This window comes from Streptomyces hainanensis (assembly GCF_004348415.1).
In the GTDB taxonomy this organism is placed as follows: Bacteria; Actinomycetota; Actinomycetes; order Streptomycetales; family Streptomycetaceae; genus Streptomyces; species Streptomyces hainanensis.
This window is the reverse complement of the sequence record NZ_SMKI01000053.1, coordinates 1-23,483: the sequence shown is the minus strand read 5'-3', so window position 1 is coordinate 23,483 and position 23,483 is coordinate 1. Positions and strand designations below refer to the sequence as shown.

Genomic DNA, 23,483 nt, shown 5'->3' with positions numbered 1-23,483 from the left:
GGGTCAGCCTGAGGCCCGCGGGGCGCGGGGGCCGGCGAGCAGGCCGGCGGCCACCAGGGCGGTCAGCAGCAGCCCGGTGACGAGCACCGGCGCGGGGGCGAGGGTGGTGGCGAGCACCAGCAGCGCCGTGCCGGGGAAGAGTGCGCTGTGCCCGGGGTTCACCTGGTGCGGCCTGACGTGCAGCAGCCAGAGCGTGAGGAGGAAGAGGGCCACCGGGAGGGTGACCGCGGCGGCGGCCGGCACCCGGTCGATGGCGGCGTGGTGCGTGACCTGGTCGACGTTGATCGCGAGGCCGGCGCCCACGGCGGCCGCCGAGCCGAAGATCAGGTAGTGGCCGTAGCCCCAGACGAAGGCGACGCGGAGGGAGACGAGCAGCGGTGCGGCGGGCCTGGCGAAGTAGAGCCACCACATGGCGAAGACCGTCAACAGCCCGCCGGCGGCCACCGCGTAGAGGTGCCAGGTGGCCTGGTTCGCGTCCACGGCCGAGCGCACGGCGGTGGTGGCGCCGAGCACCGACTCGCCGAGCACGATCAGGGTGAACAGGCCGTACCGCTCGGCGATGTGGTGCGGATGGAAGGGGGTGCGGCGGAGGTGCTCCGCCCATACCGGCACGGCCAGGTCGCACACGGCGAACGCGGCGAACAGCGGCAGTTGCAGGCCGGGCGGCACCAACAGCCAGCAGAGCCAGGCGGCTTGGACGACGACGAGTCCGAGCGCGTACCGGAGGGCGGTGGTCCGCCCCTCGGGGTGCGAGCGGGCGGCGCGCAGCCAGAGGCTGATCAGGGCGACACGCATCACCGTGTAGCCGAGGGTGATGATCAGGTAGTCGTGCTGCTCGAACGCCTTGGTGACGCCGGCGGCGAGGATCAGCGCGCCGGTGATCACCCCGAAGGTCGCGATCCGGTAGGGCACGTCGTCGGTGTCGTAGGCCGAGGCGAACCAGGTGAAGTTCATCCAGGCCCACCAGATCGCGAAGAACACGGCCAGATAGCCGGGGAGGGCGTGCGCGGCCAGGTCGTCGGCGACGTAGTGGTGCAGTTCGCCGGAGATCTGGGCCACGGCGGCCACGAAGCAGAGGTCGAAGAACAGCTCGAGAGGGGTGGCCGGCCGGTGCTCCTCCTCGGGATCGCGGGCGACCATGGGCCGGTGCAGGGGCGCGCTGCTCATGGGGACATACTGGGGCAATCCTCACCGTCATGGTGCGTGTCACGGATGGGGCGGCGCGCGCCGAAGGCCGTCGCCAACTCGTCGAGCAGGGCCGCGGCGGCCGGGTGCGGATTGCGGAGCGGGGTGACGGCGTAGATCCCACGGGTCGGGGGGTCCACCAGCGGCACGGTGGTGACGTCGGCCCGCAGCGCCCTCGTCAACACGCCCGGGATCAGCGCGATGGCGTGGCCGGTCGCGACCAGCGCCGTCTTCCCCGGCCGGCCGGCCCCGGATGAGGCGACCCGCTCCCGCCGCATCGACGCCGTCCACGTCCACGGCACCGTCGCCACCGCGACCATGACGCTCCGGTACGGCGCCGACACCTTCACCGACGTCTTCCTGCTGGTCGACGCGGGCGGGGCGGGCTGGCGGATCGCCAACAAGGCGTATCACCGGCACCGTTGACGCCGCGCAGCACGGCCGCGCCCGCCAGTTGGCAGGCGGCGACGGCGAGGAGCAGCGCGGCCGGGGAGGCGTCGGCTGCCAGGCCGGTGAGCAGGGTGCCGCAGGAGGCGGCCGTGATCTTGAGGCCGGCGGCCACGGTGAAGACCTGGGCACGGGCGGCCGGCGGCGCGTGGTCGGCGCGGATCCGCAGCGTGGCGGTGAGCAGCGGCCCGTCGCAGAGCCCGGCGAGCGCGAAGCAGGGCAGCGCCGTCGGGTAGGAGGGAGCAAGTGCGGCGCCGGCCAGCGCCAGGCCGAGGCCCAGCAGGGCGAGGAAGGCCAGGGCCGGCGGGTCCAGGCGCGGCGCGCGCCTGGCCAGCAGCAGCGAGCCGGCCAGGGCGCCGACGGCGAACGCCGTCATCAGCGCGCCGCCGCCCTCGGGGCGGCCGTGTTCGGCGGCCAGCAGCACGGCGGTCGTGGTCAAGCCGCCGATGCCGAGGAACGCGACGGTGGTCGCGCCGGTGATGGCGCGCAGCTCCGGCACCCGCCAGAGCGCGACGGCCCCGGCGGTCCAGGCGGTGGGCCCGGCGGCCTGGGGCGTGGGCTCGGCCCGGAGCGGCAGGACGGGCGCGAGGGCCGCCGCCAACGCGGCGGCGGCCACCAGCAGGCCGGCCGCCAGGCCGGGGGAGAGGGTCGTGGCGGCCAGCCCGACCGCGCCGGGGCCGGCCACCGAGGCGGCGTTGTAGCTGCCGGCGTCGAGCGCGTACGCCCGGTCCCGGGCGGCGCCGGCCGGGGCGAGGCCGGCGAGCAGGCTGGACATGCCGCCCGTCACGACCGGGCCGCAGCAGCCACCCGCCAGCGCGACGGCCAGGGTCACCGGCGCCGGCACCCGTCCGAGCGTGAGCGCGACCCCGGCGACGGCGGCGGCGAAGCAGCCGAGGGCGGCGGCGTACAGCGGACGCGGGTGGCGGGCGCGCGCCAGCAGCGTGCCGGTCACCGGGGCCGCGAGCACATGCGGGGCGAGCCACGCGGCCAGCGTGAACGCGCCGAGCGCCGGGCTTTCGGTACGGGCCTGGGCGAGCAGCAGCACCGCCAACGGCAGCCCCTCGTCGGCCAGCCGGGCGAGGAACGCGACGAGCAGACAGCGGCGCATACGGGCCCCCTCCCCGGTGTAACGTATTGGCGGCACAACACATTACAGGCGGGTCGGCGAGGGGTGCGATGGTCGAGAAGACGACAGGGAGCGGATTCCGGCCGGCCGCGCGGCTGATCGACGTGGTGAACGCGGTGCGCGCCGACCCCGGGATCTCCCGGGCCGCGCTCGCCGAACTGCTCGCCCGGCACGGCGAGGAGCCGGCCGACCTGACCGAGGCGGCGTTCTCACCGGACGACGCCGCCGGGCTGCGCGCCGCCGCCGAGCGGTTGGCCGCCGTCCTGACCGAGACCGACGCCGACCGCGCGGCACCCGCGCTGAACGCGCTCCTCGCCGAGTGCGGCGCCCGCCCCCGCCTCGTCCGCCACGACACAGGACCCTGGCACCTGCACGTCGACCGGGGCGACGACGCGAGCTGGGCCGACTGGTTCACGGCGTCGAGCGCACTGGCGCTGGCCCAGATCCTCACCGAGTACGGCCGCGTCCCCTGGGGCCAGTGCGCGGCGGCCGGCTGCGCCCGCCGCTACCTCGGCACCGGCCCGGGCGCCGCCCGCCGCTTCTGCTCCCCGGCCTGCGCCAACCGCACCCGCGTCGCCGAACACCGGCGCCGCCGGCGGCGGGAGTGACCGCCCGTCACCGTGCCGTCAGGCGACAGGGGAGAGTTGGCGATCGGGGACTGTGTGGAGCCGGTGCCGACCGGCGTAGAGGACCAGGGCGCAGAGGGCCGCGAGCGGAACGACGGGAAGCCAGGTCTGCGTCGTGGTGTCGCTGTCCTCCAGGACCGTGTCCACCAGCAGCATCAGGACCATGTTGTTTCCGGCGTGCGCCAGGCTCGCGGCCCAGATGGTGCCGGAGCGCAGATAGAGCAGGGCGAGCAGGATCTCCTGGAAGAGGAAGGAGCAGGTCCACACCAGCAGGCCGACGACCGGGTTGGCGAATTCGATGTAGCCGAGGAACGCCAGCGGGTAATGCCACACCGCCCATACGAGCCCGGTGGACACCACCGAACACGCCAGGCGTCCCGGGTACAGACGCGGGCGCAGGTAGCTGGTCCAGCCGAACTCCTCGCCCCAGTACAGCGGTGTGAGCAGCGGCACCACGGCCATGAGCGCCAGCACGCCGGCCCACCCGGGTAGCCCGGGCACAAGGTCGCCGAGTGCCGACAGGCGCACGGTCTCGCCCACGGCCGCGGCGACGCCGATCGCGGCGAAAGCCAGGAACAACGGGCTCAGCCAGGCGATCAGGTACCAGCGCCACCGCTCGCGCAGACGCCAGGCCAGTCCCGCGTCACCGAAACCCTCGCGGCCGATCCGGCGGGCGGCTACGGCGCCGACCGCGGGCAGGAAGGCGAACGTCAGCTGGACCAACGGGTTCACCAGCGACATGCCGGCCAGCCGCGCGCCGACCATGGCGACCCAGCTCCCGCCGAAGGCGATGGCGAAGAAGACCACCATGCCGCGGGTACGGGCAGACTTCACAACGTTCGCGGACACGTCGAGGCGCTCCTCGGTTGACGGGCAGCGGGGGCAGGTGGCAGGTGGCAGGTATCGGAAGAGACAGAAGGAACAGAAGAAACCGAAGGAACCGAAGAACAGGGCTCGCTGCTTCAACTGGCCGCGCTGCGGGCCGCGTTCGTGGCCAGCGCGGCGACCAGGAGCAGCGGTGCCGATGCGAGGAAGAGAAGGGGGCTCGGCCCGGCGAGCGCGCCGTCGATGCGGCACGCGCCCATGAAGTCGAGGAACGGCAGGCCGTTCGCCGTGACGTACCACAGGGGCAGGTAGATCGTCTGGAACAGCCGGTGGCTCCGGCTCAACGTGCCCAGCGCCAGGGCCAGCGCCGGGACGAACAGGGCGCCGCCGCACCAGGCGGCCACTCCGGGCCAGTCTCCCGCGACCAGCAGCCGGGCCAGCGGCGCCAGCCCGGCCAGCGCGGCCACGCACACGCCGGCCAGCCCTTCCGCGATCGTTCTGCGGTGTGGCGTGGGGTAGGCGTCCAGCAGGGTGGCGACGCCGTGTTCGTGGCGCTGGGAGCCAAGCCGGGACCACCGCAGTATCGGCCACAGCCAGGCCAGCGGAAGGACGAACCGGATGACGCCGGACAGCGGTGCCAGCGCGCCGGCGGCCGTGATGGCCGCGAGGCCCAGCCACCACCACCTGCCGCCGCGTAGCAGGATCCGAAGCTCGCCGGTCAGCAACCGCCCCCCGGCCCGGCCTGGGCGTACCGGTGTGCGTGGCCTGCCGGCGAACGCGGTGGCCATGACCGGCCGCGCGCCCTCGGCCGGTGCGGCCGGGGCAACGTGCCGCCCGGCCGGAGTACCGCTCCCGCCACCGCGGCGCCCGGGATCGAAGCGGGCGAACCACAGCGCCGGCAGCGGCACCAGCACCACCGCCACCAGTACCAGCGTCGCCCGGCCGAGCAGGTAGCCGGTGGTCGGTGTGAAGCCGTCCCAGTCGAAGACGCGCAGCGGCGTCTCCTCGTAGGTGAGGCCGAGGCTGAAGTCCCCTTCCGAGACCTGGCCTCCCTGGGCGAGCAGATCGTCCCGCATCGAGGCGACCGGTTGGTGTACGCCGAGGCCGCCCAGGGGGATGCCAGGGGCCATGCCGCCCAACACCGCCACCAGCCATGCGAAGAACCAGACGACGTTGCCGAGACCGCCGCGCAGAGCCGGCACCGTCTCACTCAACAGCGCCATAGCGGCCGTCAGCACCACCACCGGCAGGGTCACCAGGAGGAACGGCGCCACCAGGGCGACCGGGTCCACCGAGGACGACTCGTCCCTGACCACCTGCATCACCAAGGCCGTGCCGGCGAGTACGCCGACCATCGACGCGAGCACCAGGACGTTGCCGAGGAACTTCGCCGCCAGGTAGCCCGCCGTGTGGAGCGGGCTGGCAGCCAACAGTTCGCCGACTCCGGTGCGCTCGTCTCTGGCAAGCGCGTCACGTACCGCGTAGAAGCCGCCGAGCGACAGCCACAGTGCCGCACCGAGCGCGGTGACCATGCCGGTGTAGGCGCTGTCGTACCGGCCCCGGTAGTCGCCCACCCTCATGAGGACCCAGTGGGCGTCGGTGTCCGGCACGGCGAGGTAGCCGAGCCCCACGGCCGTGGCCAGGACAACCAGGTAGGCGGGGCGCCGTGCCCGGTCGAGGAAGTCACCGAACGCCAGCCTGCCCAGTCGGCCTGCCGCCGCTAGCATGCCGCGACCTGGTTGACGATGGCGAGGTAGGCGTCCTCCAGGCCGGGCCGTACGGCCTCGGCGTCGGGGACCGGCGGCCCCGAGGCCAACAGCCGCAGCCGTAGGCCGTCCCGGGTGCGGGTCGTCCTGGACACCAGGTGTCCGGCCTGAAGCGAGGCCGCGTGCTCGGCCGGCACCGTCACCTCCCAGACCCGGCCGGCCACGGTACGCAGCAGGTCCTCGGGCAGGCCCCGGGCCACCAGCCGTCCGCCGGCGAGCACGGCGATGTCCGAGGCCACCGACTCGACATCGGAGACGATGTGGGTGGACAGCAGAACGGCGCGGTCGGCCGCCAACTCGTTCAGCAGATTCCGGAATCGGACCCGCTCCTCGGGGTCGAGGCCCGCCGTGGGCTCGTCCACGATCAGGACCCGAGGGTCCGTCAACAGGCTCTGGGCGATGCCGACCCGGCGCAGCATGCCGCCCGAGTAGCCGCCCAGCGCGCGCCCGGCGACCTCCGTGAGGTTGACCAGGTGGAGCAGTTCGTCGATGCGGACCCTGGCGTCCCGGGCGCGGATGCCCTTGGCCGCGGCCAGGTAGGAGAGGAATTCCCGGGCGGTCAGCCGCGGGTAGACACCGAAGTCCTGCGGCAGGTAGCCGAGCGCGGCGCGCAGCGGCTCCGGCCGGGCGACCGCGTCGCTCCCTTCGAACATCACCCGTCCACTGCTCGGCCGGGTGACGGTAGCCGCGATCCGCATCAGGGACGACTTGCCCGCGCCGTTCGGCCCCAGCAGGCCGAGCAGGCCGGCCCTCACGTGCATGGTCACCCCGTCGAGCGACCGTTTGCCGCCCCGGTAGACCTTGCTGATATCGATCAGTTCCAGCATGGGACCACCGTCTCGGTCGGGCACCGGCCACCGAATCCCCGTCGTCAGCCATCTCGTTCCCACCCGCGGGGGAAACCGGATCTGGCTCGCACGAGGGAGGAGACCGCGGGTCGGAGCGGGGATACTGAGTGGCGTGTGGCCACTGATACGCCCGCTGATCAGGGCAGACACCTACCGGGCCGCCGGTTTCGCGTTGGTGGGCGCCGGCGTTGGATGCCTCCTGACGCCGGTGGCTCTGCCCGTGGCGGTGGTGACCCGCCTCTCTGAGGCGGGCTGGCGGTTCATCGTGTTCCTGCTGGCACTGGGCGTGTCCGTGGTGGCCTGCGGCCTGCTCGCTCCAACCCGCACGGCCAGCATCCGGCTCGCCAACCGCCTGCTCGGCACCGCCCTGCCCGCTCCCATGGCGGGTACGTCGCGCCCGGACCGTGCGACCCGTGCCCGCGCGGCCGCCTGGCTGCTGGTGCACGTGCTGGCGGGCTGGATCGTCACGGTGGTGGCGGGTCTGCTGGTACTGACCGCGTGCTTTCTGGTCGGAAGCTGGCTGCGCGGTGGCGACCGGATTCAGCTCTTCGGCCTGTCGGTGCCGGTGGCCGCCGGCGGGCCCGGCGCGTGGACGCTCTTCGCGGCCGCCGCCGCGCTGGTGCTGGCCGCCTGGTCCTGCGCCGGTTCGATCGCCGGCTTCCGGGCGCTGGCGCTCGCGCTGCTCGGCCCGGGCGCGGCGGACCGGTTCGCCGCCCTCGAGGCGCGGCTCCGCGGCCTGGAACAGCGCACCGAACTCGCGCGCGAACTGCACGACTCGATCGGGCACACCCTCACCGCCGCCACCATTCAGGCCGCGGTCGCCGCCGAGCTGCTCGGCACCGACCCCGCCGGCGCCAGGCGTGCGCTCAGCCACATCGAGGAGTCGTCCCGCAGCGCTCTCGACGACCTCGACCACGTCCTGGGCGTGCTCCGCACCGGTGCCGCGGCCACCTCGCCGCGACGCACCCTGGCCGACCTGCCGACGCTCCTGGACCGTGTCCGCAGCACCGGCACCGAGGTGCACGCCGACGTCCGGGGCGACGGGGCAGGCGTCCCGGCCACCGTGTCCCGGGAGGCGTACCGACTGGTGCAGGAGGGCCTGACGAACGTTCTACGGCACGCTCACCGGGCGCCCGTCACGCTGCGCGTCGTCATCGACGGTGACTGGCTCACCGTGGAGCTCGGCAACCCCGTCACCCGCACCCGCGGTATCGCGCGGCGGCGGTCGCGCCAGGGCCAGGGCGTGACGGGCATGGCGGAACGGGTCCGGCTTCTGCACGGGGAGTTCACCGCCGGGCCGACGCCTGGCGGACAGTGGCGGCTGACCGCCCGGATACCGCTGTGGGCCGCACCATGACCGGCAGCGGCGGTACGGCAGCCGGGCCCGGGAGGCTGGTGACCGTGCTGATCGCGGATGACGAGGAACTCACCAGAACCGGGCTGCGGGTCCTGCTGTCCGCCCAGCCCGACCTGTCGGTGGTAGGCGAAGCGGCCACCGGGGCCGAGGTGCTGCCGGCGGTGCGTCAGCTGCGACCGGACGTCGTCCTGATGGATGTGCGGATGCCGGAACTCGACGGCATCGAGGTCACCCGGCGGCTGCGGGCAAAACTCGACGTGCCGCCGAAGGTCCTGATCATCACGACGTTCGAGAGCGACGACCACGTCTACGAGGCGCTGCGGGCCGGTGCCGACGGCTTCGTGCTCAAACGCTCGCCGGCCCGGCAGCTGGCACACGCCGTCCGCTTGGTGGCCACCGGGGACTCGCTGCTGTTTCCCGACGCCGTGCGCAGGCTTCTGGGAAACCGACAGCAGCCGGACGCGGCGGCGCGCGATCGCCCTCGGCTCACCGGCCGGGAGACGGAGATCCTGCGGCTGATGGCCGCCGGCCTGTCGAACCCGCAGATCGCCGACCGGCTCACGGTCAGCCTGGAAACGGTCAAGACCCATGTCAGCAACATCCTGACCAAGCTCTCCGCGCAGAACCGCACCCAGGCGGTCATCCACGCCTACGAGACCCGCATCGTCGTCCCGGGAGCAGCGCCGCCCGCCTGACGCGCCGGGGCCCACCACTCGAAGTGGTGTGGTGATGCCGGAGCGTTACCCGCTTCCGTCGATGCCGCTACTTGTTCAGGTCCATGACCCGTGCGCCTGTGCCCTGGTAGGCGTCCGGGGCGATCGTGGCGACGATCGCACCCTCCGGGCGTTCGAAGGAGGGCGCGGCGACCTGGACCGCGTGGGCGATGCCCGGGGTGAGACCGGCGGCGCAGAGTTGGGAGACGGCCAGTATGTCGGAGAACGTCAGATCGACCGCGTTCAGCACTTCCAGCGCGCCGACGTGGGCCGCGACGCCGTGACGTTCGCGGTCCGCCTCCAACACGCAGAGCACGGGGACCCACAGCCTAGTGCTTGAGTCGAGGCCGGCGTGATGAATCAGGGTCGAGGCGTTGCGGTTGCCCGAGCCGAGTGCCAGCAGGGTCGGTTGATCGATGACCAGGTGCTGCTGGATCACGCGGCGGCCTCGGAGCGGCTGGCGAAAGCATCCTGAATCTTTCGCCGCATGCGTTCGCTGTCCTCGGTGGTGACGTGGACGCCGAAGTGCTCGGCGAGGTAGGCATGCGTCCTCTCGGCGCGGTCCTCGCGTTCCTTGGGGGTGAGCGTCGACTCGGCGAACTCCTGGACGAGCGAGCGGATCGACACGCCGCGGGCTTCGGCGAGTAGCGCCAGCCGGTCGCGGACATGGTCGGGGACGCGGATCATGACGTCAGACATGCGAGTCAGCATACGCCGCGTATGCGCGACTCACGGCAGGGTCAACACCCGTGGCCCGTCGTTCGTGATGGCCACCGTGTGCTCGAAGTGGGCCGCGCGGCTGCCGTCGTTGCTGCGGAGGGTCCAGCCGTCGGCGGCCGTGTGCCAGTCGTCCCGGCCTCCGGTGATCAGCATCGGTTCCAGGGCCAGCACCAGGCCGTGCCGCAGCTTGAAACCCCGGCCCGGGCGGCCCTCGTTGGGGACCGAGGGGTCCTCGTGCATCTGGCGGCCGATGCCGTGGCCGCCGTAGCCCTCCATGATCCCGTAGCCGGCGGCCCGGCTGACCCGGCCGATGGCGTGGGCGATGTCGCCGAGCCGGCCGCCGACCACGGCGGCCGCGATGCCGGCTTCGAGGGCCTCGCGCGTCGTGTCGAGCAGTCGCTGGTCGTCCGCGCTGGCCTCGCCGATGGTGAAGCTGACGGCCGAGTCGCTGGCCCAACCGTCCAGGTAGGCGCCGCAGTCCACGCTCAGCAGGTCGCCGTCGCGCAGCCGGTAACCGTCCGGGATGCCGTGCACGATCGCGTCGTTGACCGAGGCGCAGATGACGCCCGGGTAGGGGGTCGGCGCGAAGTGCGGGTGGTAGTCGAGGAAGGCCGGCTTGGCCCCGGCGTCCCGGATCACCGCGTGGGCGACCTCGTCGAGATCGCGCAGCGAGACGCCGGGCGCCGCCGCCTCCCGCACGGCCGCCAGCGCCCGCGCCGTGACCCGTCCCGACTCGCGCATTAGCGCCAGCGCCTCGTCCGTCTTGATCTCCACCATGCTGCCGTTCCTCCCGGACCCCGTGACCCAATTCTTATACCGGTATTAGTATCACGGGTATGGTACGCACTCCACTCACCCCCGAGGAGCGCGAGCGGGGCCGGTTCCTCGGCACCCTGCTGCGCGACGCACGCGGCGAACGCAGCATGACGGAGGTCGCGGCGGCGGCCGGCGTCTCCGCTGAGACGCTGCGGAAGATCGAGACCGGACGGGCTCCCACGCCGGCGTTCTTCACGATCGCCGCCCTGGCCGGCGCGCTCGGCCTCTCGCTCGACGAGGTGGCCGCCGCCTGCGCCCTGGACGAACGGAGCGCGGCAGCGGCCTGACCCGGTTCACGGCCGCTACTTCCGCCAGAACAGGTGGTGCGTCACGCCGCTCGGGCTGGGCACGACGTCGAGGTGGAACCGGTCGCGCAGCTCGTCCGGCGACTCCCAGAGCCGCACCCCGGAGCCGAGCGTCAACGGCGAGACCGCGACATGCAGGGTGTCGACGAGGTCGGCGTCCAGGAACTCCCGCACGGTGGTCGCCCCGCCGCCGAGCCGCACGTCCTTCCCCTCCGCCGCCTCCCGGGCCTGTTCGAGGACGCTGGCCGGGTCGCCGTCGACGAAGTGGAAGGTGGTGTCGGAGAGGGTGAACGAGGGACGCGGGTGGTGGGTCATGACGAAGACCGGCGTGTGGAACGGCGGCTCGTCACCCCACCAGCCCACCCACTCGTGGTCCTGCCAGGGGCCGCGCTGCGGCCCGAACTTGTTGCGCCCCATGATCTCGGCGCCGATGTTGTGCGAGAAGTCCCGCGTGAAGTAGTCGTCCAGGCCCCGGCTCCCGCCGCCGTCCGTACGGTTGGGCCAGCTCGCCGTGGCGCCGGCCCAGGCGATCAGCTCCCTGGGGTCGGCATGCCCGAACGGCCGCTCCAGGCTCTGCCCCTCGCCGGCACCGAATCCGTCGCTTGAGACGGTGAAGTTCTGCACGCGTAGCAGTTGGCTCACCGGATTCCTCCTCCATTGGTCCGTGGCTGTTGGACCACCGGAACCGGCGAAACTCATCGCCGCTGAGCCGGGAGGACTACTTCACGGTACGGATGAACGCGACCCAGGCCGGGGTGGGGAAGAGGAGCGTGGGCCCGTCGTGGCGGCACTTGGTGTCGCGGACCGGGTGGATGCCCGGGAGATTGTCGGCTACCTCGACGCAGGCACCGCCGTCGCCGTTGCTGTAGGACGAGGTGCGCCAGTCGGCGATGCTCAGGTCGGGTGCCGTGGTCATGGGGTCCAGAGGTCCTTTGCCAGGGATTCGATCAGTGCCAGGGACGTCTCGGGCGGTAGGGCGATGGCCCTGAGGTGATCGTATGCCTTGAAGTATCGGGCTACTAGCGCCGGCTCTTCGATCAGTTGACCCGAGTACGCGCCCTCGGTGTACGTCACCGAGGGCGAGTCGGCGAACGTCATCAGGATGACGGTGTTGTACAGCAGGGGATGGGGTCCTGCGGAGAAGGGCAGGACTTGCAACATCACCCGGTGGTGGTCGCGTCCCAGGGCCACCAGCCGGTCCAGCTGGGCCCGCATCAGTTCAGGTCCGTCCATCGGCAGGCGAAGCGCGGCCTCGTGCACGATGAACCACAACTCGGGCGCAGTTGGATCGTTGAGAATCCGCTGCCGCTCCGTTCTCGCGGTGACACGCTTCTCGACCTCTTCCTGAGGGGCGAAGGGGTGCGAGGAGCGCGTCAACGTCCGGGCGTATTCCTCGGTCTGGAGCAGCCCAGGGATGTGCATCCCGGTGAACTCGCAGAATGTCTCTGCGTGCTTTTCCAACTCGGCCGCTGTGGCGAAGTAATCGGGATGCTTCTCCGCCTCGTGCGCCAGCTTGCAGAGCCGTTGGAGGTGTTCGCCGGTGCCGAAGATGTCGTCGAAGAGCTTGGACATGTCCAGCTGCGGGCGGCGCTCCGCCGTTTCGAACTGGCCGATGTAGGTGCCGGAGCAGAAGGCGCGCTCGCCGAGGGCGTCCTGGGAGAGGTCGGCGTCCTCGCGGAGGCGGCGTAGTTCGGCGCCGTAGAAGGTTCGAGGAGACAGGTAGGGATTCAGATCCTTCGGGCGAACCATTGGCCAACGCTCCTTTGCCGCAGGCGACTTGCGGGGTTGAAACCCCTTCCGGAGTCTAATCGCGGATGGTCACGCTATGGGCGCGGAACGTAATTCCCGTAGGAAAGGCGACCCCCCCATGAAGCAACGACTCCCCGCCGAGGCCATCGAGGTCTCCGCCGAGGCCGTACAGGAGCTGAGCGACGCGCTCGCCGGTGCCGGCATCGTCCTGCCGTCGCTCGCCGTCGACCTGGTCTCGTGTACCTCGGTCTTCCACATCCGGCCGCTCGTGGAGCTGGGCCGCTGCGATGTCGACACGGCGCGGCGGCTCGCCGCCGTGGTGCGGGCCGGTCAGGCCCGTGCTTGAGCCGGGGTTGTGGTGTGAGCGGGTCGTCCGGCGGGGCGACGAGGTCGGCGTCCAGGCGCGGCGCGCCCCGCGGCCGATCCAGGCGTTGATCTGGATGCGGGTGGAGGTGCGCACGGTGCTGTCGCTGCTGGACGCCGACGAGTCGGAGCGGGTGTACCGGTGGCTGTCGTACGGGCAGTGGGAGGCGATCTACCGGCTGCGGGCCGGTAGGTCCTGCCGACTGCCCGTACGGACCCGTACCGGGGTGCGGGTCGCCTGGGAGATCAGACCGGTGCTGTTCCTGCCCACGGCAGGCCGATGCACCGAGGCCGAGTCCGCGGCGGAGTTGGCCGCCGCCGTCCGGGAGGCTGAGGTTACGGCGCGAGCCGCCGGAACAGCATCAGCCACTGCGGCGGGCTGACGACGCCCACCGGCGCGGAGTCCGGGACGCCGGCCGCGCGCAGCGCGTCGCGGACCCGGGACGCCCGGCGGTGCCGGGCGAGCGTGGCGCGCAGCGAGCCGCCGATGCCCGTGAAGCCCTCGGCGACCAGTGCCCGGTACTCCGGCAGCCGGTGCTTGGGCAGCAGCGGCTCGGGGCGACGGCGGATCCGCAGCACCGCGGAGTCGGTGCGCGGCACCGGCGTGAAGTGCTCACGTCGGATCCGTGGCCCGAGCTCCCAGGCGTGCTCGGGCCAGCTCTGCACCGTGCGCAGTGGCCAGGTGCCGAAGTCGCCGGTGCGGCGCCGGGCGAACTCCAGCTGGGTCACCAGCGTCGCCGACGTCAGCGCCCGCGCGTCCAGGCACCAGCGGACGATGTCCGTGGTGCGCGAGTACGGGATGTTGCCGACCACCGCGAACGGCGTGCGCGGCGGTGTGGCGCGCAGGAAGTCGCCGGCGACGACCCGTACGTTCCCCGCCGGGGCGAGGCGGGACGGCAGCCGGCGGGAGAGTGCCGGGTCGATCTCGTAGGCGACGACCCGGCCGGCCGCGCCGGCGATCATCCGGGTCAGGGTGCCTTCGCCGGCGCCCGGCTCCAGCACGGTCTCGTCCGGCCGCAGCGCGGCGGTGCGCACGATCATGCCGAGCACGCCGGGTTCGTGCAGGAAGTTCTGCGAGAGGTTCCTGCGCCGGTGAATGTGTTCGCGTGCCATGAAGGCTCACGTCCTCGTGTGTGAGGACAGGCCGAGGCGGCGGATGGGAACGCGAAGGGGTGCCGACGGCCTGTCCGGTGGTCAGAGACACACGGACGGCCCTGGCAGGCACGGGAGAACTGACGACAAACGGGACGCTCAGGCGCCGGGCAGGTCCCCCAGGACCAGGGCCGGACGCCGCGCACGAGGACGCGTGAACACGAACACGGCCTGCGCGGCGGCGCACAGACCGTGGTTGAAGATCGCTCCCATGGCGGTGACCGTACGCACACGCGTCGATGCCCCGCAACCGAATTACCACTCCGCTGATCGTCGGTTCATAGTGTTGCAGTGGGATGAAATTCGCAGGTCCCGGCGTTGGGCTTCCCTGGGATACGACGACGAGGGAGAGACGGCGTGCCACGTGGTGCTGGATGGATACGGCGGCTGACCGCCTACTGCTGGCGTTACCGTCGCAACCTGCTGCTCTCCGTCGGCGCCTCGCTCCTCGGCATGGCCGTGATGGCCCTGATGCCGTTGATCGTCAAGAACGTCATCGACGACGTCGTGGTCGGCGGCGAGGGCGGGCTGGGCGGACAGATCGCGCTGCTGATCGGCGCCGCCGTCGTCGTCTACGTCCTCACCTTCGTCCGCCGCTACTACGGCGGCCGGCTCGGCATCGACGTGCAGCACGACCTGCGCACCGAGATCTTCCGCACCATCACCCGGCTCGACGGCCGCCGCCAGGACCAGCTCTCCACCGGGCAGGTCGTCGGCCGCGCCACCAGCGACCTCCAGCTCATCCAGGGCCTGCTCTTCATGCTGCCGATGACCATCGGCAACCTGATGCTCTTCACCGTCTCGCTGGTCGTGATGGTCACCCTCTCCCCGCCGCTCACCCTCGTCGCGCTCGCCGTCGGCCCCGCCCTCTGGTTCATCACCGTCCGCAGCCGGGACCGGCTCTTCCCCGCCACCTGGTACGCCCAGCAGCGGGCCGCCGAGGTGGCCGGCGTGGTGGACGGCGCCGTCACCGGCGTCCGCGTCGTCAAGGGCTTCGGGCAGGAGGAGCAGGAGACGGGCAAGCTGCGCGGCGTCAGCGGTCGGCTCTTCGCCGCCCGGATGCGCACCGTGCGGCTGAACGCCCGCTACACCCCGGCCCTCCAGGCCGTGCCCGCGCTCGGCCAGGTCGCGATGCTGGCGTTCGGCGGCTGGATGGCGACGCGCGGCGACATCACGCTCGGCACCTTCGTCGCCTTCTCCACCTACCTCGCCCAACTCGTCGGCCCGGTCCGGATGTTCACCCTGATCCTCACCATGGGGCAGCAGGCGAGGGCCGGCGTCGAGCGGGTGATCGAGCTCATCGACACCACTCCGGAGATCACCGAGGCCCCGGACGCCCACGGGCTGCCGGCCGACGCGCCCGCCACCGTCGAGTTCGACCGCGTCTCCTTCGGCTACGGCCCGGAGCGCACCGTGCTGCGCGACCTCAGCCTGCGCATCGAGCCGGGCGAGACGCTGGCCGTCGTCGGCCCGTCCGGCAGCGGCAAGTCCACCGTCTCGCTGCTGCTGCCCCGCTTCTACGACCCCGACGAGGGCGCCGTCCTGATCGGCGGCGAGGACGTCCGCCACCTCACCTACGACTCGCTGCGCGCCGCCATCGGCCTGGTCCCCGAGGACAGCTTCCTGTTCTCCGACACCATCCGCGCCAACCTCGCCTACGGCCACCCCGACGCCGACGACCGGCGGATCAGGGCCGCGGCCCGCGCCGCCCAGGCCGAGGAGTTCATCCTGGCGCTCCCGGACGGCTACGACACCCGGATCGGCGAGCAGGGCCTGACCCTCTCCGGCGGCCAGCGGCAGCGCATCGCGCTGGCCCGCGCCATCCTCACCGACCCCAGGCTGCTCATCCTGGACGACGCCACCTCCGCCGTGGACGCCCGCGTCGAGCACGAGATCCACGACGCGCTGCGGTCCGTGATGGCCGGCCGCACCACGCTGCTCATCGCGCACCGCCAGTCCACCCTCCAGCTCGCCGACCGCATCGCGGTGCTGGACGGCGGCCGGCTGGTCGACACCGGCAGCCACGAGGACCTGGTCGAGCGCTGCGAGCTCTACCGGCAGCTGCTCGCCGACCCGGGCGAGCTCGGCGGCGTGGAGCGCGACCCGGCCGGGTTCGACGCGGAGCCGGCCGGCGACCCCTGGCCGGACACCGCGGAGGCCGAGGACGACTCGGCCGGCACCCCGGAGCTGCGCGCCCAGGTCGCCGCCCTGCCGCCCGCCACCGACACCCCGGAGATCGACGAGGCGCGCGCCGCCAGCGCCGAGACCGACTACGGCCTGCGCCGGCTGCTCGCCGGACTGCGCCGCCCGCTGCTGTTCGCCCTGCTCCTGGTGGTCGTCGACGCCGCGGCCTCGCTGCTGGTGCCCGTGCTGATCAGGCACGGCATCGACTCGGGCGTGGAGCGGGCCGCGCTCGGCGCCGTCTGGACGGCCTCCGGCGTCGCGCTGGTCGTGGTGCTCGGCCAGTGGGTCGCCCAGTACGGCGCCCTCCGCGCCGTCGGCCGCACCGGCGAACGCGCCCTCTACTCGCTGCGCGTCAAGATCTTCGCCCAGCTCCAGCGGCTCGGACTCGACTACTACGAGCGCGAACAGGCCGGCCGGGTGATGACCCGGATGACCACCGACGTCGACGCCCTCACCACCTTCCTCCAGACCGGCCTCACCCAGGCCCTGGTCTCCGTGCTCACCTTCTTCGGCATCATGGGCGTGCTGCTCGCCATCGACCTCCAGCTGGCCCTGATCGTGCTGGCCACGCTGGTGCCGCTGGTCGCCGGCACCGTGGTGTTCAGGCGCCGCAGCGTCCGCGCCTACGAGCTGGCGCGCGAGCGGGTCAGCGGCGTCAACGCCGACCTCCAGGAGTCCGTCGCCGGGCTGCGCATCGTCCAGGCGTTCCGCCGCGAGCGGGACGGCCACGAGCGCTTCGCCGACCGCTCCGACGGCTACCGGCGGGCGCGCGTACAGGGGCAGTGGCTGATCTCCGTCTACTTCCCCTTCGTGCAGCTGCTCGCCACCCTGGCCACCGCCGGCGTGCTGGTGGTGGGCGCCGGACGGGTCGGCGACGGCACCCTGACGGCCGGCGCGCTGGTCGCCTACCTCCTCTACATCGAGCTCTTCTTCGCCCCCGTGCAGCAGCTCTCCCAGGTCTTCGACGGCTACCAGCAGGCCGTGGTCTCGCTCGGACGCATCCAGGAGCTGCTGCGCGAGCGCACCTCCACGCCGGCCCCCGAGCGGCCGGTCGGCGTCGAGTCGCTCAGCGGCGCCGTGGAGTTCGACGGCGTCCGGTTCGCCTACCAGGGCGCCGAAGGGGAGGCCCTGGCCGGCATCGACCTGCGGATCCCGGCCGGGCAGATCGTCGCCTTCGTGGGCGAGACGGGCGCCGGCAAGTCCACCCTGGTCAAGCTGGTGGCGCGCTACCACGACCCGGTGGCGGGCGCGGTGCGGGTCGACGGCACCGACCTGCGCGAACTCGACCTGGCCGGCTACCGGCACCGGCTCGGCGTGGTGCCGCAGGAGCCGTACCTCTTCCCCGGACCGCTCCGGGACGCCATCGCCTACGGCCGGCCCGACGCCACGGACGCCGAGGTGGAGGCGGCGGCCAGGGCGGTCGGCGCGCACGCCATGATCGCCGCGCTCCCCGGCGGCTACCGGCACCGGGTCGCCGAGCGCGGCCGCAACCTCTCGGCCGGCCAGCGGCAGCTGGTCGCGCTGGCCCGCGCCGAACTGGTGCGGCCGGACATCCTGCTGCTCGACGAGGCCACCGCCGCCCTCGACCTCGCCACCGAGGCCCTGGTCAACCAGGCCACCGACCGCCTCGCCGGCAGCCGCACCACGCTGGTGGTGGCCCACCGGCTCAGCACCGCCGCCCGCGCCGACCGCGTCGTCGTCCTCGACCGCGGCCGGGTGGTGGAGGACGGCCCCCACGCCGAACTCCTCGCCGCCGGCGGCCACTACGCCCGCCTCTGGGCCAGCTACACGGGCGCCGAGTCGCCTGCCGGCGCGGCCAACAGATAACCGCCGGCGCGGAGCGCCGCGGCGGGCCGTCGCCCCTTCGGGGCGCCGGCAGGCTAGCGGTTGCGCGGGTGGTCGCGGGCCGTGCGCTCGTTGCCCCGCCGGTAGTTCCCCGTCCAGCGGGCCATCAGCAGTTGCGGGTCGGCTCCCGGCGCCTCGATCGCGGCCAGGAACTCCCGCCCCCGCTCACCGCGCAGCACCGCCGCCACCCGGCCGCGATGCGTGATCAGCACACTGCCGTCTGCCCGGGTCTCGAACGCGAAACCATCAGCTCTCCCCATGCCGCGACGCTACGCCCCCGCCACCCCCGGGCGCATCAGCTCGGCCAGGAACACGTCCACCGTCTGGAGCGGACCACCGGTGGCGTCGCACTGGGTTCGGCGGCCCGCCACTCGATGGAGTGGTAGATCCGGTCTTGGCTGTCTTCCACGAACCACCCCGATGTTTAGTACTTGCTAAAGTTCGGAGGTGCGTGCGTGGAGCAACGATGGGATGTCTACCTGACACGGGAGGTGGACCAGTGGCTGAGCGACCTGGAGAAGGCGGATCCTCGCTCGTACACGCTGGTCAATCAGGCGATCTGGGTCCTCGCCTGTACCGGGCCGACGCAGGGCCGGCCGCTGGTCGACCGGGTGAAGGGCTCCGCACTGCACAATCTCAAGGAGCTTCGTCCGGGATCCGGTGGGCGAAGCGAGGTGCGCGTGCTCTTCGTCTTCGATCCGTGGCAGGACGTGATTCTGCTTGTCGCCGGGGACAAGTCCGGAGATTGGAACGACTGGTACCTGCGGGCGATTCCCGAGGCGGAGCGACGCTTCGCCGGCTACCTGGCTGAGCGGAAGGAGGAGTGGGAACAGTGACCGAGTTCGTTGGATGGGCCGCGAGCGGCCATCGGGAGCGGGCCGAGCAGTTGGCCGGGGGAAGCGAAGCCTTCCAGGAGGGCGCGTTGCGGCTGATCGTGGAAGCGCGTGCCTGGCGGTTGGCGGAGATGCGTCGGGAACGTGGGTTGACTCAGGGAGAGGTGGCCGACCGGATGGGCGTGAGCACGGGGCGCGTCTCGCAGATCGAGAACGGCCAGGTGTCCGGCAACGATGTCATCACCCGCTACGTGCGGGCTCTTGGCGGCGATCTCGTCATGGTCGCGGTATTCGACGACGGAGAGCTGCGCAAGGTCGGATGACGAGGCGGTCGGTGGCTCCGGTCTCACTCCTCCCGCATCAGCTCGGCCAGGAACACGTCCACCGTCTGGAGCGGACCGCCGGGTGGTGGGGGGTCTCCGGTGGTCCACCAGGTGACGGCGGTGATCTCGTCGTTGGGGGTGAACGGGGTGACGGTGGCCGCCTCGGCGTGGAAGAGCGCGCCGCGCATCACGGGCTTGTCGCGGAAGGCGGTTTTGGCGAAGCCGGCGAAGCGCAGGGCCGCCGGGGATATGGACTGGCCGGTCTCCTCGCGCAGTTCGCGGGCGGCCGCCGCGCGCGGTGTCTCGCCCGGCTCGATGCCGCCGCCCGGCAGCTCCCAGCAGCCCCGGCCGCGGTCGTGGACCAGCAGGACCCGGGCCTCGTGGCGCAGCGCCACCAGGCAGTAGCTGACCGGTGCCTCCGTGAACTCGCTCTCCTCCGGGAGGCGTTCGAAGGCGAGCAGCCGCATGCCGAGTGGCCCGGTGGCCAGCGGTCGCGTCGTGTCGTCGTCCATGGCCACCAGCCTGCCAGGTCACACTGACAACGTGTCCACGGGCAGTGTGGCGTCCGGCGAGAACTCGGCCCAGATCGTCTTGCCGCTGCTGGTCTGCCGGGTGCCCCAACGTTCCGTCAGCTGGGCGACGATGAACAGCCCGCGGCCGCTCTCGTCGTACACCCGCGCCCGGCGCAGGTGCGGCGAGGTGCTGCTGCCGTCCGACACCTCGCAGATCAGGCCGTGTTCGCGGATCACCCGCAGCTGGATCGGCCCGCCGGCGTGCCGGATGGCGTTGGTGACGAGCTCGCTCACCACCAGCTCGGTGGTGAACGCCGCGTCCGCCAGCCCCCATTCGGCCAGCTGCTCGGCGGCCAGCTCGCGCGCCGTGGCCACCGACTCCGGGTCCGGCGCCACGTCCCAGGTGGCCACGTGCGCCTCGTCCAGCGCGTGGGTGCGGGCCAGCAGCAGCGCGACGTCGTCCTTCGGCCCCTCCTCCAACAGCGTCCGAAGCAGCGTGTCACAGGCCTCGTCGAGCGTGGTGAACGGTTCGGACAGCGCCTGCCGCAGCTCGTCGATGCCGGCGGTGGTGCCGTCCCGGCGCGATTCGAGCAGGCCGTTGGTGAACATCGCCAGCACGCTGTTCTCGGGCAGCAGCAGCTCGGCCGACTCGAACGGCAGCCCGCCGATGCCGAGCGGCGGCCCGGCCGGCAGCTCGATGTGGTCCACCCGGCCGTCCGGCAGCAGCAGGGCCGGCAGCGGGTGCCCGGCCCGGGAGAGGGTGCAGAGGCGGGAGACCGGGTCGTAGACCGCGTAGAGGCAGGTGGCGCTGAACTCGCCGCCGGGGCTGTCCTGTTCGGTCTCGGTGCGGAGCCTGATCATCACGTCGTCGAGGTGGGTGAGCAGTTCGTCGGGCGGCAGGTCGATGTCGGCGAGCGTGCGGACGGCGGACCGCAGCCGGCCCATCGTCGCCGTGGCGTAGAGGCCGTGGCCCACCACGTCGCCGACGACGAGCGCCACCCGGGCGCCGGAGAGCTGGATGACGTCGTACCAGTCGCCGCCCACCCCGGCCTGGCCGCCGGCCGGCAGGTAGCGGGTCGCGACCTCGGCGGCGGCCAGCCGGGGCAGCCGCCGGGGCAGCATGCTGCGCTGCAGGGTGAGCGCGGTGCGGTGCTCGTGCGTGTAGCGGCGGGCGTTGTCGACGCAGACGGCCGCGCGGGCGCCGATCTCGGCGGCCAGCAGCAGGTCGTCGTCGTCGAACGGCTCGGGCCTGCGGTGGCGGATGAAGACGGCGACGCCGAGCGTGGTGCCGCGGGCCCGCAGCGGTACGGCGATGCTGGAGTGGAATCCGAACTTCCGCGCCTGCTCGGCGCGGATGTCGTCCTTCTCCAGCCACTCGGGCTGCTGGTCGCCGATCCGCATCGGCTCCCGCACGGCCCGGCCCTCGGCCAGGCAACGGGCCAGGATGTACTGCTCGGGGTAGTGGGTCGGTTCGCCCGGTTCCAGCACCGCCTCGGGAACGCCCTCGAGGACGGACTGGTGGGCGACGCGCCGCATCCGCACCGCGCCCCTGATCGGCCCGGGGTCCGGTTCCTCGCCGCGCAGCACGGGGTCGAAGAGGTCGACGACGACGAAGTCGGCGAACTGCGGTACGGCCACCTCGGCCAGCTCCTGGGCGGTCCGGGTCACGTCGAGCGTCGAACCGACCTGCTGGCTCGCCTCGCCCAACAGGGAGAGCCGGTCCCGGGCGATCGTCAGCCGGCTGACCCGCGCCTCGCGGTCGAGGCGCACCCGGCAGACCACGACGCCGAGCGCGGCGCCGAACGCCACGACGGCCACCGCCCACAGCCGGGAGCTGAGCGGGACGTTTCCGACGAAGAGCCCGTAGACCAGCAGGTCGGCGACGAGCGCCGTCACACCGACCGCCACGGTCGGCCCGAACGGCAGCAGCGCCCCGGCCACGACCGGCGCCAGCGCCGTGAACCCCGCCCACCTGACCCGGCCGCCGACCGCGGCGTCGTACACCTGGATGCCGCCGAACAGCACGATGCAGACGAGCAGCAGCGTCAGCACGCCGCCCCGTCCACCACGTCCGGGTAGCCAGCCCACCCGTCAACCGTAACCGCGCCCGCCGCCGGCCGCCCGGCCAGCGGGGCGGGTCAGCCGCGCTCCCTGTCCGGTTCGAGGTTGCTGTGCAGGACCTCGCGGGCCTGGTCGGCGGCCCGGGCGATGCTCTCGGAGATGAACTCCAGGAAGCGGGCGATGTTCTCCAGGCGGGTGGCGGCGGGGGTGGCGGCGCCGAGGACGGTGACGCCCTGGCGCGCGATCTCGGCGATCTCGGCGGTGCCGCGGGCGCTGGCCATCATGGAGTCGTACATGATGTCGTCGTCGACGACGTAGCGCTCGCGGCGGCGCTCGTCGCGCTCCCGGCGGACGAACGCCTGCTCCTCCAGGAACGCGATGGCCTTGGAGACGGACGCCGGGCTGACCTCCAGACGCTGGACCAGCTCGGACGCCGTGAGGCTGCCCGAGTCGCTGGTCAGCAGGCAGGCGAGCACCCTGGCCATCATCTTGGGCGTACCCGACTGCATGAAGACGGTGGTGAGCGTCTCCTCGTAGGCGCGCACCGCCTCCGTGTCGCGCCCGTGGGCCGGCCCGGCCGCCCGCGCCCCCCGGGGCGCGGCCTGCGCGCCGCGGCGGTGGGCGCGCTGTTCGGTGGCGCGGTGGGCGAGGTCGGCGCGGTAGCCGGTGGGGCCGCCGTTGCGCATCACCTCGCGCGTGACCGTCGAGGTGGGGCGGTCGAGGCGTCTGGCGATCTCCGCGTAGGCGAGGCCGTCGGCCAGCCCCAGCGCGATCTGCTGGCGTTCCTGCTGGGTGAGTCTGCCTCCCGGCATCGCGGTCTCCTTCGTGGTCCTGGGGTGCGCCCAGAGTAGCGTTCACCGCCATCCATTGCAACGGCCGAAGTGCGGGTCGTTGCGTTATCCGGCAGTCCGTTGCAACGTTTATGGGCTATCTACCTGCGGTGATGCTGTTTCGGTGCAACATGTGCGTTGCCAGATCGGCGAATGCAACGTAGCGTTTCGGTCATCGGAAACAACGGCTCGAAGGAGCACACCATGCAGAAGTTCGCCACCCCGGCCCCGGTCTCCGCCGTCCTGGACATCCCCGCCGGGCACATCCGCCTCATCGCCGCCGACCGGGCCGACACCACCGTGGAGATCCTGCCCGCGGACGCCACCAAGGGCCGTGACGTGAAGCTGGCGGAACGGACCGAGGTCACCTACGCCGACGGCGTCCTGCGGATCGGGACCCCCGAGTCCGGCAGCCGGATCCTCGGCCCCTCCGGGGCCGTCGAGATCACCGTCCAACTGCCCGCCGGCTCCCGCGTCGACGCCAAGGCGGCCAGCGCCGAACTCCGGGGCGTCGGGCGGCTCGGAGACGTCACCTTCGACGGCGCGCAGGGCACTGTCAAGCTCGACGAGACCGCCGACGCCCACCTCACCCTCCTCGCCGGCGACATCACCGTCGGACGCCTGGGCGGCGCCGCGGAGCTCGCGACCCAGAAGGGCGACCTCCAGGTCACCGAGGCCGTCCGCGGCACCCTCACCCTGCGCACCCAGGCCGGCGACATCACGGTCGGCGCCGCCCGCGGCGCCTCCGCCTCCCTGGACGCCGGCACCGGCCACGGCCGGATCCGCAACTCCCTCAGGAACACCGAGGGCGCCGCCGCCGACGTGGCCATCCACGCCACCACGTCCTACGGCGACATCACCGCCCGCAGCCTGTAAGGCCCACGGCCCACCCCGACC

The 23,483-nt window shown here is 72.6% G+C and carries 26 protein-coding genes and 2 pseudogenes; 11 read left to right on the top strand and 17 right to left on the bottom strand.

Annotated features, from left to right (window positions below):
• Positions 1-3 precede the first annotated feature (3 nt).
• Entirely contained in the window at positions 4-1,167 is a 1,164-nt protein-coding gene (locus tag E1283_RS07360; protein ID WP_243744662.1) for a low temperature requirement protein A, read from the bottom strand.
• Positions 1,164-1,433 (bottom strand): annotated as a pseudogene (locus E1283_RS07355) (hypothetical protein); the annotation flags it as partial. The pseudogene E1283_RS07355 and the gene E1283_RS07360, both read right to left, overlap by 4 nt.
• Between E1283_RS07355 and E1283_RS07350 the strand changes: the two are divergent.
• Positions 1,411-1,611, top strand: a pseudogene (locus E1283_RS07350) (nuclear transport factor 2 family protein); the annotation flags it as partial. The pseudogenes E1283_RS07355 and E1283_RS07350 sit on opposite strands and share 23 nt — an antisense overlap.
• Here the strand turns inward: E1283_RS07350 and E1283_RS07345 are convergent.
• Positions 1,532-2,740 carry an MFS transporter gene (locus tag E1283_RS07345; protein ID WP_132817079.1) on the bottom strand — a complete coding sequence of 403 codons (1,209 nt, stop codon included), beginning with the start codon at positions 2,738-2,740 and terminating at the stop codon, positions 1,532-1,534. The pseudogene E1283_RS07350 and the gene E1283_RS07345 overlap by 80 nt on opposite strands.
• Positions 2,741-2,808: 68 nt before the next feature.
• Here E1283_RS07345 and E1283_RS07340 point away from each other — a divergent pair, with 68 nt between their 5' ends.
• Positions 2,809-3,366 carry a CGNR zinc finger domain-containing protein gene (locus E1283_RS07340; protein ID WP_132817078.1) on the top strand — a complete coding sequence of 186 codons (558 nt, stop codon included), beginning with the start codon at positions 2,809-2,811 and terminating at the stop codon, positions 3,364-3,366.
• Between the two features lie 18 nt (positions 3,367-3,384).
• Here E1283_RS07340 and E1283_RS07335 read toward each other — a convergent pair whose 3' ends face one another.
• From E1283_RS07335 to E1283_RS07325, 3 genes are all read right to left on the bottom strand, one after another.
• Positions 3,385-4,233, bottom strand: coding sequence for a CPBP family intramembrane glutamic endopeptidase (locus E1283_RS07335; protein WP_207930321.1), 849 nt, complete (start codon positions 4,231-4,233; stop codon positions 3,385-3,387).
• Between the two features lie 113 nt (positions 4,234-4,346).
• Positions 4,347-5,936, bottom strand: a complete 1,590-nt coding sequence (locus E1283_RS07330) for a hypothetical protein (protein ID WP_132817077.1) — start codon at positions 5,934-5,936, stop codon at positions 4,347-4,349.
• Positions 5,930-6,802 (bottom strand): ABC transporter ATP-binding protein, encoded by an 873-nt coding sequence (locus E1283_RS07325; RefSeq protein ID WP_132817076.1) that lies wholly within the window; start codon positions 6,800-6,802, stop codon positions 5,930-5,932. The genes E1283_RS07330 and E1283_RS07325 overlap by 7 nt, the downstream gene beginning before the upstream one ends.
• A 250-nt stretch (positions 6,803-7,052) precedes the next feature.
• Here E1283_RS07325 and E1283_RS07320 point away from each other — a divergent pair, with 250 nt between their 5' ends.
• Together E1283_RS07320 and E1283_RS07315 are read left to right on the top strand one after the other, a co-directional pair.
• Positions 7,053-8,180 carry a sensor histidine kinase gene (locus tag E1283_RS07320; RefSeq protein WP_243744661.1) on the top strand — a complete coding sequence of 376 codons (1,128 nt, stop codon included), beginning with the start codon at positions 7,053-7,055 and terminating at the stop codon, positions 8,178-8,180.
• Positions 8,177-8,875: a response regulator gene (locus E1283_RS07315; protein ID WP_132817084.1), complete on the top strand. Its 699-nt coding sequence runs from the start codon at positions 8,177-8,179 to the stop codon at positions 8,873-8,875. Before E1283_RS07320 ends, E1283_RS07315 begins: the two co-directional genes overlap by 4 nt.
• Before the next feature lie 67 nt (positions 8,876-8,942).
• Here E1283_RS07315 and E1283_RS07310 read toward each other — a convergent pair whose 3' ends face one another.
• From E1283_RS07310 to map, 3 genes are read right to left on the bottom strand one after another with little or no spacing between them, the layout of a single operon-like run.
• Entirely contained in the window at positions 8,943-9,332 is a 390-nt protein-coding gene (locus E1283_RS07310; RefSeq protein ID WP_132817074.1) for a PIN domain-containing protein, read from the bottom strand.
• Positions 9,329-9,592, bottom strand: a complete 264-nt coding sequence (locus E1283_RS07305; RefSeq protein ID WP_132817073.1) for a hypothetical protein — start codon at positions 9,590-9,592, stop codon at positions 9,329-9,331. Before E1283_RS07305 ends, E1283_RS07310 begins: the two co-directional genes overlap by 4 nt.
• A 30-nt stretch (positions 9,593-9,622) precedes the next feature.
• Positions 9,623-10,390 (bottom strand): type I methionyl aminopeptidase, encoded by a 768-nt coding sequence (gene map / locus E1283_RS07300; protein WP_132817072.1) that lies wholly within the window; start codon positions 10,388-10,390, stop codon positions 9,623-9,625.
• 59 nt (positions 10,391-10,449) lie between these two features.
• Between map and E1283_RS07295 the strand changes: the two genes are divergently transcribed.
• A complete protein-coding gene (locus tag E1283_RS07295) occupies positions 10,450-10,716 on the top strand; it encodes a helix-turn-helix domain-containing protein (RefSeq protein WP_132817071.1) in 267 nt (88 codons plus the stop codon).
• A gap of 15 nt (positions 10,717-10,731) precedes the next feature.
• On the opposite strand, the gene E1283_RS07290 is transcribed toward E1283_RS07295, so the two are convergent.
• From E1283_RS07290 to E1283_RS07280, 3 genes are all read right to left on the bottom strand, one after another.
• Positions 10,732-11,376, bottom strand: coding sequence for a dihydrofolate reductase family protein (locus tag E1283_RS07290; RefSeq protein ID WP_132817070.1), 645 nt, complete (start codon positions 11,374-11,376; stop codon positions 10,732-10,734).
• Positions 11,377-11,452: 76 nt separating this feature from the next.
• Complete coding sequence (locus E1283_RS07285; RefSeq protein WP_132817069.1) at positions 11,453-11,650, bottom strand: DUF397 domain-containing protein; 198 nt, start codon at positions 11,648-11,650, stop codon at positions 11,453-11,455.
• Positions 11,647-12,483, bottom strand: a complete 837-nt coding sequence (locus E1283_RS07280; protein ID WP_132817068.1) for a helix-turn-helix domain-containing protein — start codon at positions 12,481-12,483, stop codon at positions 11,647-11,649. Before E1283_RS07280 ends, E1283_RS07285 begins: the two co-directional genes overlap by 4 nt.
• A gap of 118 nt (positions 12,484-12,601) precedes the next feature.
• On the opposite strand from E1283_RS07280, the gene E1283_RS07275 reads away from it, so the two are divergent.
• On the top strand, positions 12,602-12,829 hold the full coding sequence (locus E1283_RS07275) for a hypothetical protein (RefSeq protein WP_132817067.1): 228 nt from the start codon (positions 12,602-12,604) through the stop codon (positions 12,827-12,829).
• Positions 12,822-13,229, top strand: coding sequence for a hypothetical protein (locus tag E1283_RS07270; protein ID WP_132817066.1), 408 nt, complete (start codon positions 12,822-12,824; stop codon positions 13,227-13,229). Before E1283_RS07275 ends, E1283_RS07270 begins: the two co-directional genes overlap by 8 nt.
• Here E1283_RS07270 and erm read toward each other — a convergent pair.
• Complete coding sequence (erm, locus tag E1283_RS07265; protein WP_132817065.1) at positions 13,183-13,959, bottom strand: ErmE/ErmH/ErmO/ErmR family 23S rRNA (adenine(2058)-N(6))-methyltransferase; 777 nt, start codon at positions 13,957-13,959, stop codon at positions 13,183-13,185. The genes E1283_RS07270 and erm overlap by 47 nt on opposite strands.
• 396 nt (positions 13,960-14,355) lie before the next feature.
• Here erm and E1283_RS07260 point away from each other — a divergent pair, with 396 nt between their 5' ends.
• On the top strand, positions 14,356-18,009 hold the full coding sequence (locus tag E1283_RS07260) for an ABC transporter ATP-binding protein (protein WP_165956045.1): 3,654 nt from the start codon (positions 14,356-14,358) through the stop codon (positions 18,007-18,009).
• Between the two features lie 53 nt (positions 18,010-18,062).
• Here the strand turns inward: E1283_RS07260 and E1283_RS07255 are convergent, their stop codons facing one another.
• Positions 18,063-18,287 carry a hypothetical protein gene (locus E1283_RS07255; RefSeq protein WP_132817064.1) on the bottom strand — a complete coding sequence of 75 codons (225 nt, stop codon included), beginning with the start codon at positions 18,285-18,287 and terminating at the stop codon, positions 18,063-18,065.
• A gap of 195 nt (positions 18,288-18,482) precedes the next feature.
• Between E1283_RS07255 and E1283_RS07250 the strand changes: the two genes are divergently transcribed.
• Positions 18,483-18,863: a type II toxin-antitoxin system RelE/ParE family toxin gene (locus tag E1283_RS07250; RefSeq protein ID WP_132817063.1), complete on the top strand. Its 381-nt coding sequence runs from the start codon at positions 18,483-18,485 to the stop codon at positions 18,861-18,863.
• Positions 18,860-19,183, top strand: coding sequence for a helix-turn-helix domain-containing protein (locus tag E1283_RS07245; RefSeq protein ID WP_132817062.1), 324 nt, complete (start codon positions 18,860-18,862; stop codon positions 19,181-19,183). Before E1283_RS07250 ends, E1283_RS07245 begins: the two co-directional genes overlap by 4 nt.
• 23 nt (positions 19,184-19,206) lie before the next feature.
• On the opposite strand, the gene E1283_RS07240 is transcribed toward E1283_RS07245, so the two are convergent.
• From E1283_RS07240 to E1283_RS07230, 3 genes are read right to left on the bottom strand one after another with little or no spacing between them, the layout of a single operon-like run.
• Positions 19,207-19,695, bottom strand: a complete 489-nt coding sequence (locus tag E1283_RS07240; RefSeq protein WP_207930320.1) for an NUDIX hydrolase — start codon at positions 19,693-19,695, stop codon at positions 19,207-19,209.
• An 18-nt stretch (positions 19,696-19,713) separates the two neighbouring features.
• Positions 19,714-21,783 (bottom strand): ATP-binding SpoIIE family protein phosphatase, encoded by a 2,070-nt coding sequence (locus tag E1283_RS07235; RefSeq protein WP_207930319.1) that lies wholly within the window; start codon positions 21,781-21,783, stop codon positions 19,714-19,716.
• A 50-nt stretch (positions 21,784-21,833) separates the two neighbouring features.
• On the bottom strand, positions 21,834-22,568 hold the full coding sequence (locus tag E1283_RS07230; RefSeq protein WP_132817061.1) for a helix-turn-helix domain-containing protein: 735 nt from the start codon (positions 22,566-22,568) through the stop codon (positions 21,834-21,836).
• Positions 22,569-22,790: 222 nt separating this feature from the next.
• Here E1283_RS07230 and E1283_RS07225 point away from each other — a divergent pair, with 222 nt between their 5' ends.
• A complete protein-coding gene (locus E1283_RS07225) occupies positions 22,791-23,462 on the top strand; it encodes a DUF4097 family beta strand repeat-containing protein (protein ID WP_132817060.1) in 672 nt (223 codons plus the stop codon).
• The last annotated feature ends 21 nt before the right edge of the window (positions 23,463-23,483 follow it).

Coding starts and splice junctions, on each gene's coding strand:
- E1283_RS07360 (WP_243744662.1), bottom strand. CDS start 1,167: ATGAGCAGCGCGCCCCTGCACCGGCCCATGGTCGCCCGCGATCCCGAG.
- E1283_RS07345 (WP_132817079.1), bottom strand. CDS start 2,740: ATGCGCCGCTGTCTGCTCGTCGCGTTCCTCGCCCGGCTGGCCGACGAG.
- E1283_RS07340 (WP_132817078.1), top strand. CDS start 2,809: ATGGTCGAGAAGACGACAGGGAGCGGATTCCGGCCGGCCGCGCGGCTG.
- E1283_RS07330 (WP_132817077.1), bottom strand. CDS start 5,936: ATGCTAGCGGCGGCAGGCCGACTGGGCAGGCTGGCGTTCGGTGACTTC.
- E1283_RS07325 (WP_132817076.1), bottom strand. CDS start 6,802: ATGCTGGAACTGATCGATATCAGCAAGGTCTACCGGGGCGGCAAACGG.
- E1283_RS07315 (WP_132817084.1), top strand. CDS start 8,177: ATGACCGGCAGCGGCGGTACGGCAGCCGGGCCCGGGAGGCTGGTGACC.
- E1283_RS07305 (WP_132817073.1), bottom strand. CDS start 9,592: ATGTCTGACGTCATGATCCGCGTCCCCGACCATGTCCGCGACCGGCTG.
- map (WP_132817072.1), bottom strand. CDS start 10,390: ATGGTGGAGATCAAGACGGACGAGGCGCTGGCGCTAATGCGCGAGTCG.
- E1283_RS07295 (WP_132817071.1), top strand. CDS start 10,450: ATGGTACGCACTCCACTCACCCCCGAGGAGCGCGAGCGGGGCCGGTTC.
- E1283_RS07285 (WP_132817069.1), bottom strand. CDS start 11,650: ATGACCACGGCACCCGACCTGAGCATCGCCGACTGGCGCACCTCGTCC.
- E1283_RS07280 (WP_132817068.1), bottom strand. CDS start 12,483: ATGGTTCGCCCGAAGGATCTGAATCCCTACCTGTCTCCTCGAACCTTC.
- E1283_RS07275 (WP_132817067.1), top strand. CDS start 12,602: ATGAAGCAACGACTCCCCGCCGAGGCCATCGAGGTCTCCGCCGAGGCC.
- erm (WP_132817065.1), bottom strand. CDS start 13,959: ATGGCACGCGAACACATTCACCGGCGCAGGAACCTCTCGCAGAACTTC.
- E1283_RS07255 (WP_132817064.1), bottom strand. CDS start 18,287: ATGGGGAGAGCTGATGGTTTCGCGTTCGAGACCCGGGCAGACGGCAGT.
- E1283_RS07240 (WP_207930320.1), bottom strand. CDS start 19,695: ATGGACGACGACACGACGCGACCGCTGGCCACCGGGCCACTCGGCATG.
- E1283_RS07230 (WP_132817061.1), bottom strand. CDS start 22,568: ATGCCGGGAGGCAGACTCACCCAGCAGGAACGCCAGCAGATCGCGCTG.
- E1283_RS07225 (WP_132817060.1), top strand. CDS start 22,791: ATGCAGAAGTTCGCCACCCCGGCCCCGGTCTCCGCCGTCCTGGACATC.